General features: G+C 60.0%; 8 protein-coding genes and 3 tRNA genes. 10 read left to right on the forward strand and 1 reads right to left on the reverse strand.

Translation table 11 applies throughout. The annotated features are described in order from the left end of the window. Window positions 1-139: 139 nt before the first annotated feature. The 10 genes from ACRER8_RS18025 to ACRER8_RS18070 all read left to right on the forward strand — a co-directional run bounded on the left by ACRER8_RS18025 (window position 140) and on the right by ACRER8_RS18070 (window position 8,582). Complete coding sequence (locus ACRER8_RS18025; RefSeq protein WP_431747575.1) at window positions 140-727, forward strand: CvpA family protein; 588 nt, start codon at window positions 140-142, stop codon at window positions 725-727. A 12-nt stretch (window positions 728-739) separates the two neighbouring features. Next, window positions 740-2,248: an amidophosphoribosyltransferase gene (purF, locus tag ACRER8_RS18030; protein WP_431747576.1), complete on the forward strand. Its 1,509-nt coding sequence runs from the start codon at window positions 740-742 to the stop codon at window positions 2,246-2,248. A gap of 21 nt (window positions 2,249-2,269) precedes the next feature. Beyond that, a complete protein-coding gene (locus tag ACRER8_RS18035) occupies window positions 2,270-3,481 on the forward strand; it encodes an O-succinylhomoserine sulfhydrylase (RefSeq protein ID WP_431747577.1) in 1,212 nt (403 codons plus the stop codon). Between the two features lie 24 nt (window positions 3,482-3,505). Continuing rightward, window positions 3,506-4,270 (forward strand): SDR family oxidoreductase, encoded by a 765-nt coding sequence (locus tag ACRER8_RS18040; RefSeq protein ID WP_431747585.1) that lies wholly within the window; start codon window positions 3,506-3,508, stop codon window positions 4,268-4,270. Window positions 4,271-4,504: 234 nt separating this feature from the next. After that, window positions 4,505-4,580: transfer RNA gene (locus ACRER8_RS18045), tRNA-Val, on the forward strand. Between the two features lie 83 nt (window positions 4,581-4,663). Beyond that, window positions 4,664-4,740: transfer RNA gene (locus ACRER8_RS18050), tRNA-Asp, on the forward strand. Window positions 4,741-4,874: 134 nt separating this feature from the next. Continuing rightward, window positions 4,875-4,951: transfer RNA gene (locus tag ACRER8_RS18055), tRNA-Asp, on the forward strand. Window positions 4,952-5,096: 145 nt separating this feature from the next. After that, window positions 5,097-6,050, forward strand: coding sequence for an NAD-dependent epimerase/dehydratase family protein (locus tag ACRER8_RS18060; protein ID WP_431747578.1), 954 nt, complete (start codon window positions 5,097-5,099; stop codon window positions 6,048-6,050). Between the two features lie 115 nt (window positions 6,051-6,165). Further along, window positions 6,166-7,431 (forward strand): 3-phosphoshikimate 1-carboxyvinyltransferase, encoded by a 1,266-nt coding sequence (locus ACRER8_RS18065; RefSeq protein ID WP_431747579.1) that lies wholly within the window; start codon window positions 6,166-6,168, stop codon window positions 7,429-7,431. A gap of 263 nt (window positions 7,432-7,694) precedes the next feature. Then, window positions 7,695-8,582: a DUF2242 domain-containing protein gene (locus ACRER8_RS18070; protein WP_431747580.1), complete on the forward strand. Its 888-nt coding sequence runs from the start codon at window positions 7,695-7,697 to the stop codon at window positions 8,580-8,582. 78 nt (window positions 8,583-8,660) lie between these two features. Here the strand turns inward: ACRER8_RS18070 and ilvA are convergent. Continuing rightward, on the reverse strand, window positions 8,661-10,154 hold a 1,494-nt coding region (gene ilvA, locus ACRER8_RS18075), incomplete at its 5' end, for a threonine ammonia-lyase, biosynthetic (protein WP_431747581.1).

The raw sequence follows: 10,154 nt of genomic DNA on the forward strand, positions 1-10,154 counted from the left end.
CAGGAAGGCACCGCAAAGCCGCCGAACATGCGCCAAACTCCAATCGTTAGCCTTAATTGCCACCCACTCACAATCGCTGCTTACCGCCAGGCGAGCGCTCTGCTAAAATGCGCCGCCTTATCAGTCTGTAGGCTGCAACGTGTCATTTACTCCGGTTGACTGGGCGATTATTGCGATTGTCGCCATCTCCGCTTTGATCAGTCTCAAGCGCGGCTTCGTCAAAGAAGCGCTGTCCTTGCTGACCTGGATCATCGCAGGTGCCGTTGCCTGGATGTTTGGCGGTTCGCTGGCCCAGTATCTGGTCAACTACATCGAAGCACCTTCGGCACGCGTGATTGCGGGCTGTACCATTCTTTTCGTCGCCACCCTGTTGGTCGGCGCCATGGTCAACTTTCTTATCGGGGAGCTGATTCGCGTCACCGGGCTGTCCGGGACCGATCGTTTTCTGGGTATGGTCTTCGGCGCTGCGCGCGGAGGCCTGCTGGTTGTCGTAGCGGTTGGGCTGTTGAGCCTGGGCCCGGTACAACAGGATCAATGGTGGCAGGAGTCCAGATTGCTGCCGCAGTTTGTAATGGTCGCTGACTGGTCGAAAAACCTGATTCTTGGGATGTCCAGCAAGTGGCTAGCCAGCGGGATCAGCGTACCTGTTGATATCCCGTTCAAGGATCACGTTCTGCCGTCGATGACGCCGCAGGATGTGATCGGTAAATCCAGTTCCACTAAGTAGGGGTTGTGTCGCATGTGTGGCATCGTCGGTATCGTCGGCAAGTCGAACGTCAATCAGGCGCTGTATGACGCGCTCACCGTCCTCCAGCACCGCGGCCAGGACGCTGCCGGTATCGTGACCAGCCATGACGGCCGGTTGTTCCTGCGCAAGGACAACGGTCTGGTTCGTGATGTGTTCCATCAGCGGCATATGCAGCGTCTGGTCGGGCACATGGGCATTGGTCACGTACGTTATCCAACAGCGGGCAGCTCGACTTCGGCCGAAGCCCAGCCGTTCTACGTCAACTCGCCATATGGCATCACCCTGGCGCACAACGGCAACCTGACCAACGTCGAGCAGTTGGCCAAGGAGATCTACGAATCTGACCTGCGCCACGTCAACACCAGTTCCGACTCGGAAGTGTTGCTCAACGTCTTCGCCCACGAACTGGCCGTGCGCGGCAAGCTGCAGCCGACCGAAGAAGACATCTTCGCGGCCGTCACCGACGTGCATAACCGCTGCCGTGGTGGTTACGCGGTCGTGGCGATGATCACCGGTTACGGCATCGTGGGTTTCCGTGACCCGGATGCCATTCGTCCGATCGTTTTCGGTCAGCGTCATACCGACGAAGGCGTCGAGTACATGATCGCCTCCGAGAGCGTTTCCCTGGACGTGCTGGGGTTCACCCTGATCCGCGATCTTGCGCCCGGCGAAGCGGTCTATATCACCGAAGACGGCAAGCTGCACACCCGCCAGTGCGCCGCCAACCCCAAATACGCCCCGTGCATTTTCGAACACGTCTATCTGGCGCGTCCGGACTCGATCATCGATGGCATTTCGGTGTACAAGGCGCGTCTGCGCATGGGCGAGAAGCTGGCCGACAAGATCCTGCGCGAGCGCCCTGACCACGACATCGACGTGGTCATCCCGATCCCCGACACCAGCCGTACCGCCGCACTCGAACTGGCGAACCACTTGGGCGTCAAGTTCCGCGAAGGTTTCGTCAAGAACCGTTACATCGGCCGCACCTTCATCATGCCGGGGCAGGCTGCGAGGAAAAAATCCGTGCGCCAGAAGCTCAATGCCATCGAGCTGGAATTTCGTGGCAAGAACGTGATGCTGGTGGACGACTCCATTGTGCGCGGCACCACCTGCAAGCAGATCATTCAGATGGCCCGCGAAGCAGGCGCCAAGAACGTGTATTTCTGTTCCGCGGCCCCGGCCGTACGCTTCCCCAACGTCTACGGCATCGACATGCCGAGTGCCCACGAGCTGATCGCTCACAACCGTTCCACCCAGGACGTGGCCGACCTCATCGGTGCCGACTGGCTGGTCTATCAGGACCTCAATGACCTGATTGAAGCGGTCAGTGGTAGCAAAAAGATCAAGATCGACAACTTCGATTGCTCGGTCTTCGACGGCAAGTACGTGACCGGTGATATCGACGAGCATTACCTGAACAAGATCGAGCAGGCGCGTAACGACGCTTCCAAGGTCAAGACTCAGGCAGTCAGTGCGATCATCGATCTGTACAACAACTAATTCAGACAAGGAGTAGGCGGCATGACTGAGCAATGGGATGCCGGTCGACTGGACAGTGATCTGGAAGGCGTGGGTTTCGATACCCTCGCCGTACGCGCTGGTCAGCACCGTACGCCGGAGAGCGAACACAGCGATCCACTGTTTTTCACTTCCAGCTACGTATTCCGCACGGCGGCTGATGCAGCCGCGACGTTCGCCGGCGACCAGCCGGGTAACGTCTATTCGCGCTACACCAACCCGACCGTGCACTCGTTCGAAGAGCGTATCGCGGCGCTGGAAGGCGGCGAACAAGCCGTGGCGACGTCCACCGGCATGTCGGCGATCCTGGCGACCGTGATGAGCCTGTGCAGCGCCGGCGATCATGTGCTGGTGTCCAAAAGCGTATTCGGCTCGACCATCAGTTTGTTCGAGAAGTACTTCAAACGCTTTGGCGTGCAGGTCGACTACGTTCCGCTGGCTGAGTTGTCAGGTTGGGATGCGGCGATCAAGCCCAATACCAAACTGCTGTTCGTCGAGTCGCCTTCCAACCCGCTGGCCGAGTTGGTAGACATTGCCGCTCTGGCCGAAATCGCCCACGCCAAGGGTGCGATGTTGGTTGTGGATAATTGCTTCTGCACCCCGGCGCTGCAACAGCCGCTGCGCATGGGCGCTGATGTGGTCGTGCATTCGGCGACCAAGTTCATCGATGGCCAGGGTCGCGCCATGGGTGGCGTGGTGGTCGGTCGCAGCGAGCAGATGAAAGAAGTCGTTGGTTTCCTGCGCACCGCAGGGCCGAGCCTGAGCCCGTTCAACGCCTGGCTATTCCTCAAGGGCCTCGAAACCCTGAACATCCGCATGCGCGCCCACTGCCAGAACGCCCTCGAACTGGCGCAGTGGCTGGAGCAGCAGAACGGTATCGAGAAAGTGCATTACGCCGGCCTCGAAAGCCATCCGCAGCATGATCTGGCCAAGCGTCAGCAAAAGGCGTTTGGCGCCGTGGTCAGCTTCGAGGTCAAGGGTGGCAAGGAAGGCGCATGGCGTTTCATCGATGCCACTCGCCTGATCTCGATCACTGCCAACCTCGGCGACACCAAGACTACTATCACGCACCCGAGCACCACTTCCCACGGTCGTCTGTCGCCGCAGGAGCGTGAAGCGGCCGGCATACGCGACAGCCTTATCCGGGTTGCCGTGGGGCTGGAAGACGTTGCCGACCTCAAGGCCGATCTGGCACGTGGCCTGGCTGCGTTGTGAGTAGTGTTTGTGAGTGAGTTAGTGATGGACGCCGCCGGTATGCACAACGGTCGCGTAGCACTGGTAACGGGCGCTGCGCGGGGTATCGGACTGGGCATCGCTGCCTGGTTAATTACCGAGGGCTGGCAAGTCGTGCTGACCGATATCGATCGGCAGCGTGGTGAAGCGGTGGCCGGTGTGCTCGGCGAAAACGCTTCGTTCATCGTCATGGACGTGTCCAGCGAAGAGCAGGTCGCCAGCGGCGTCGCCGAAATCCTGGGCATGTTTGGTCGCCTGGATGCGCTGGTCTGCAATGCCGCTGTGGCGGATCCTCGCAACACGGTTCTGGAGAGCCTCGATCTGGCACACTGGAACCGGGTGCTGGCGGTCAATCTCACCGGCGCCATGTTGCTGGCCAAACACTGCGCGCCGTATCTGCGTGCGCACAGCGGCAGCATCGTCAACCTGAGTTCGACCCGCGCGCGGCAGTCCGAGCCCGATACCGAAGCCTATGCGGCCAGCAAGGGCGGGCTTCTGGCATTGACTCATGCGCTGGCCATCAGCCTTAGTCCGCAAGTGCGGGTCAACGCAGTGAGCCCCGGCTGGATCGACGCTCGCGACCCGTCAGAGCGTCGTGCCGAGCCGTTGTCCGACGCCGATCATGCGCAGCATCCGGTGGGCAGGGTAGGCGCCGTGGAAGACATTGCCGCAACCGTGGCGTGGCTGTTGTCGAAGAACTCCGGCTTCGTCACCGGTCAGGAGTTTGTGGTTGACGGCGGCATGAGCAAGAAAATGATTTACGTCGAATGAAGCAGTTTGTAGCAGCACGGCTTGCCGGGCGGTAGCGATCTAAATCCGCCACCGCCGGCAAGCCGGACTGCTACAAACGATACGCAAGCGAGAGCGAGCCTTAGGGCTCGCTTTTTTGCGTCTGGCTCGTCACCCGAAGCGTGAAGCTCAAAACTGCTTTTTTAAAAAAACTTCAAGCAGGCTATTGACTTAGGTTCGGCACCTGCGTAAATTTCGCGGCCTCAGCGAAGCAAAGGGTGATTAGCTCAGCCGGGAGAGCATCTGCCTTACAAGCAGAGGGTCGGCGGTTCGATCCCGTCATCACCCACCATCGTTGAGAGCTTCACAGCTATAAAGCACGTTGTAAGACGCTGAAGGATACTGAGATTCAGCAGGACGAAAGTCCACCACTGCGCAGCGGTAGTTCAGTCGGTTAGAATACCGGCCTGTCACGCCGGGGGTCGCGGGTTCGAGTCCCGTCCGCTGCGCCATATTTTCCAGATCTGGATTTTTAGTTAAATCCCGGTTTGAGATTGAAAGCCTCAAGCGATCGATCAGCGTTTCACGAAACAGGCACTCGACGCCTGTTTCAACAGAGTTAAACAGATGCAAGTCTGTGCGACACGCAGCGGTAGTTCAGTCGGTTAGAATACCGGCCTGTCACGCCGGGGGTCGCGGGTTCGAGTCCCGTCCGCTGCGCCATACATAGCTTCAAGGCCCTTGAACTCCTTGAAGCGACAGAAAAAGCGACCTTAGGGTCGCTTTTTTTGTGCGTGCGAAAAACTGCCGTTCAGCCAAGATTCTGCGTTTATCATTCGGCCATTTCATGGAAAGAGAGTTGCACGTCATGCGGATTCTTGTCACAGGGGCTACCGGCTTCATCGGCACCCGGTTATGCGAGTTGCTGGTCAGCGAAGGCCATGAGGTGCGTGGCGTTTCCAGGAGCGGCGGTGGGGAGGTTGTCGGTGTTGATTATCAGGCGAAAGACTTCACCAATGCCGAGTCCATCAGCGAAAGCCTGCGCGGCATCGATTGCGTCGTGCATCTGGCGGGCAGGGCGCATGTCCTGAACAAGCAGGGCGACGCGCCGGCGTTGTATCGAGCCATCAACCGCGATGCGACCTTGCAGCTGGCTCGTTTGGCGATGGAGGCGGGGGTCCAGCGCCTGGTTTTCGTCAGCTCCATCGGCGTGAATGGCAATCAATCGGCACAGCAGCGCTTCACCGAAGACTCGGTGCCTGCTCCGGCGGCCGACTATGCGCGTTCGAAACTGGAAGCGGAGGAGGGGCTCAAAGCGCTTGTGCAGACTTCAGGCATGCAACTGGTGATCATCCGCCCGCCTCTGGTCTACGGAACCCAGGCGCCGGGTAACTTCAGGACCCTGCTCAAGGTGGTCGACAAAGGCATTCCCAGCCCTTTCCGCTTGGTCCGCAATGCCCGCAGCATCATCTCGGTGGATAATCTGGCGCGGCTGCTTTCATTGGCGGCGCAACATCCCGATGCAGCCGGAGAGCTGTTTCTGGCCAGCGATGGTTCCGATGTCTCCACCGATCAAATGCTCGAAGCGCTGGCGCGAGGGATGCAGAGGCGACGCTGGTCGATTCCAGTGCCACAGTTCCTTTTGGCGGTGCTGCTGAAACTGGGCGGCAAAGGCGATCTTTATACGCAACTGTGCGGTTCGTTGATGGTGGAGTCTGCCAAGGCGCGCCGAGTGCTGGGTTATCAGCCGGATGCCGATACGCTGCAATCTCTGGTGCGGGTGGGCCGGGAGTACCGACTGAGTCGACAAACCCCGCGCTAGCCTCTGACTTTTCCTTCGGCCCATATAGCAATGCACTGCTGCAGATCGTGACGATAAATGCCATGATTGGCGGCTTGTTGAAGCGGCGCTGATTTCGAATTTGGAGAGCTGGACCATGGGCATGAACCAAACCATCACTGTGATCCCACCGGGTGTACCGTTGACGGGGCATGTCGCGCCACCTGGCTCCAAGTCGATTACCAATCGCGCATTATTGCTGGCAGCGCTGGCCAAGGGCACCAGCCATCTGCGTGGCGCCCTCAAGAGCGACGATACCCGGCATATGTCCAACGCCCTGCGGCAAATGGGTGTGACCATCGACGAGCCGGATGACACCAGTTTCGTGGTTACCAGCAGCGGCAGGCTGCAGACTCCTCAAGGTCCGCTGTTCCTTGGCAACGCGGGAACCGCCGTGCGTTTCCTGACAGCAGCGGTCGCTACCGTCAGCGGCACTGTCACGCTGGATGGCGACCACTATATGCAGAAGCGCCCGATCGGTCCGCTGCTGGAATCCCTGCGTAAGGGCGGCCTGAGTGCCGAGAGCGCTACCGGGTGCCCGCCGGTGATCATCCACGGTAGCGGTTCGATCAAGGCCACTCGCTTCGAAATCGACGGCGGTCTGTCGAGCCAGTACGTGTCGGCACTGCTGATGGTCGCTGCCTGTGGCGATGCGCCCATTGAAGTTGCTCTGACGGGCAAGGAAATCGGTGCTCGCGGCTATATCGACCTGACCCTCGCCTGCATGCGTGCCTTCGGTGCGGAGATAGAGGTTGTCGACGAAGCGTTGTGGCGTGTGGCGCCGACTGGCTATTGCGCCTGCGATTATCAGATCGAGCCTGATGCTTCCGCCGCCACTTATCTGTGGGCCGCCGAGGCGCTCACCGCGGGCAAGATCGATTTGGGTGTCGCCGCTGAAGCCTTCACCCAGCCTGATGCGAAGGCGATGGAAATGATCGCGCAATTCCCGAACATGCCTGCGGTGATCAACGGTTCGCAGATGCAGGACGCGATCCCGACGCTGGCGGTGCTGGCGGCTTTCAACCAAACGCCGGTGCGCTTCGTCGACCTGGCCAACCTGCGGGTGAAGGAGTGCGATCGGGTCCAGGCGCTCTATGACGGTTTGAATCAGGTGCGTCCGGGGCTGGCGACGGTCGAGGGCGACGATCTTCTGGTAGCCTCCGATCCCGGTCTGGCCGGCACCACCAGTCATGCGCTAATCGATACCCACTCTGACCACCGGATCGCGATGTGTTTCGCCCTCGCTGGTTTGAAAGTGTCCGGCGTGCGTATTCAGGACCCGGATTGCGTCGGCAAGACTTATCCGGGTTACTGGCGTGCGTTGGAGTTCCTGGGCGTGCGTCTGGAACATGGCGAGGTCTGATGTCGTTATGCCGGGAAGCGAGTGAATGACGACCGTCAGTCGACTTTTGCCGCCTTTGGGCGATTTCCCGCTTCGTCGTTTCTTACCCCGAACGTCCGAAAATCGCCTACCAGCCCGCCGTTCGCTCGGCAGAAGAGTTAGGAAAACCTTGATGTATCCAGATGGTTGCAAACTCTGCGTTGATCCAATGCAAGGCTTGTTGCAGACTTACGGGCGTTTTCTCCGGTCCACTGTTCTGTCGACCTATTTCCCCGGGATGTTTGATGTCTAAATTACTGAGTTTTCGTACCGCATGCTGGGCGCTCGCCCTGCTGGCCGCTGCAGGCTGCTCGTCCAAGAAGCAGACGGTCTACGAGCACGAAAACTTCGACGACGCGGGGACGTTTTCACGCAGCTATCCCGTTTCCGACGCCTCAACTTGCGAGGCGGGTCGCCGGGCGTTGCTGAGCCAGGGATACATCATCACCAGCAGCGATCCAAAATCGATCGCTGGGCACAAAAGTTTCCAGCAGACCGGCGAAACCCACATGGAGATCAGCTTCAATGTGGTGTGCGCCGCTGATGGCGGCACAGACGGCAAAACCACCATGTTCGCCAACGCCTTGCAGGATCGGTATGCGTTGAAGAAGGTGAATAACTCGGCCAGTCTGGGTGTCGGCGTGCTGGGCTCGGTGTCGATGCCGATCGGTTCTACGGACGATTCCATGGTCAAGGTGGCCAGTGAAACGGTGGCATCCTCGAAGTTCTACGACCGTTTCTTTGCCTTGGTGGAGAACTTCCTGCCGCCTGAAGTGAAGAAGGCTGCGCACATTGAGGAAAAACCGAAGACTGATCTGGGCATGCCGGAACCTGCGCCTGCCAAGGCCGCCGCACTGACCGAGCAGAAACCGGCCGAGGCGCCAGCCACTGCACCTGCTCCAGCGCCACTCGCGACGCCAAGTACGCCACCCGCCGCAGTTACCGAACAGAGCAGCGAGCCAATGCCAGCCCCTGCGGAGCCTGAGCCGGTGAAAGCCGAGACTGCGGCCCCTGCGGAGCCAGCCCCTGCACCGGCCCCAGCGCCTGCGCCGGAGACAACTCCGGCTCCTGCAATTGCTCCTGAGGCAACTCCAGCACCTGCACCTGATCCTGAGGCAACACCCGCGCAGTGAGTCCGTTGCAGTTGCCTTTGTAGGAGCCGGCCCACAGCAAGCCGGCTTCTACAGCTTCCTTGGCAACACAAACCTGCGTTATCCCAGAAACAACCTGTAAGCCGGGTTGTTCGTCTCATCCCAATACGGATACCCAATCTCCGCCAGCGCCTGCGGCACCAGATGGCGCTCATCCTCCGGCACTACCAAACCGGCCACAACCCGCCCGTCCGCCGCGCCATGGTTGCGGTAATGGAACATCGAAATATTCCACTTCCCACCCAGCTTGTTGAGGAAGTTAAACAATGCCCCCGGCCGTTCGGGGAATTCGAAGCGGAACACCACTTCATCGCTGACCCGCTCCGAATGCCCACCGACCATGTGCCGCAAATGCAGCTTGGCCAGTTCATTGTCGGTCAGGTCCAGCACCGGGAAACCCTGAGCGGTGAGGCTGGCAATCAGGGCCTTGCGCGGGTCGTTCTCAGGGTGGGTCTGCACGCCGACGAAGATGTGCGCCTCGCGGTCGGTGTGATAGCGGTAATTGAATTCGGTGATCTGCCGCTTGCCCACCGCCTCGCAAAAGGCCTTGAAGCTGCCCGGCTGTTCGGGGATGGTCACGGCGATGATCGCTTCGCGGCCTTCACCCAATTCGGCGCGTTCGGCGACATGGCGCAGGCGGTCGAAGTTGACGTTGGCGCCTGAATCGATAGCGACGAAGGTCTGCCCGCTGACGCCGTATTGCTCGGTGTATTTCTTGATCCCCGCAACGCCCAGTGCGCCTGCAGGTTCGGTGATCGAGCGGGTGTCGTCGTAAATGTCCTTGATCGCCGCGCAGATTTCATCGGTGCTGACGGTGACCACTTCATCGACATAATCCTTGCAGATGTCGAAGGTGTGCTTGCCGATCTGCGCCACCGCCACGCCGTCCGCGAATAGCCCGACCTGCTGCAGCACCACCCGTTCGCCATAGGCCATGGCCTGTTGCAGGCAGTTGGAATCGTCCGGTTCGACGCCGATCACCTTGATCTCCGGACGCAGGTACTTCACGTACGCCGCGATCCCGGCAATCAAGCCACCACCCCCCACCGGCACGAAGATCGCGTCCAGCTTGCCCGGATGCTGACGCAGGATCTCCATCGCCACCGTGCCTTGCCCGGCGATGGTGTCTGGGTCGTCATAAGGGTGAATGTAGACGTAGCCCTTTTCCTCAACCAGCTTCAGCGAATACGCCAGCGCCTCTGGGAAAGAGTCGCCATGCAGCACCACTTTGCCGCCACGGGAGCGCACGCCTTCGACCTTGATCTCCGGGGTGGTCTTCGGCATCACGATCGTTGCCGCCACACCCAGTGTCTTCGCCGCCAGCGCCAGGCCTTGCGCATGATTGCCCGCCGAGGCTGTGACCACGCCACGCGCCAGTTCTTCAGCGCTCAACTGCGCCAGCTTGTTATAGGCGCCGCGAATCTTGAAGGAGAACACCGGTTGCAGGTCTTCGCGCTTGAGCAGCACCTGATTGCCCAGCCGTTCGGACAGCTGACGAGCGCCCTGTAGCGGGGTTTCCACGGCAACGTCGTAGACGCGGGAGGTGAGGATTTT

The organism is Pseudomonas sp. (genome assembly GCF_050739935.1).
In the GTDB taxonomy this organism is placed as follows: domain Bacteria; phylum Pseudomonadota; class Gammaproteobacteria; order Pseudomonadales; family Pseudomonadaceae; genus Aquipseudomonas.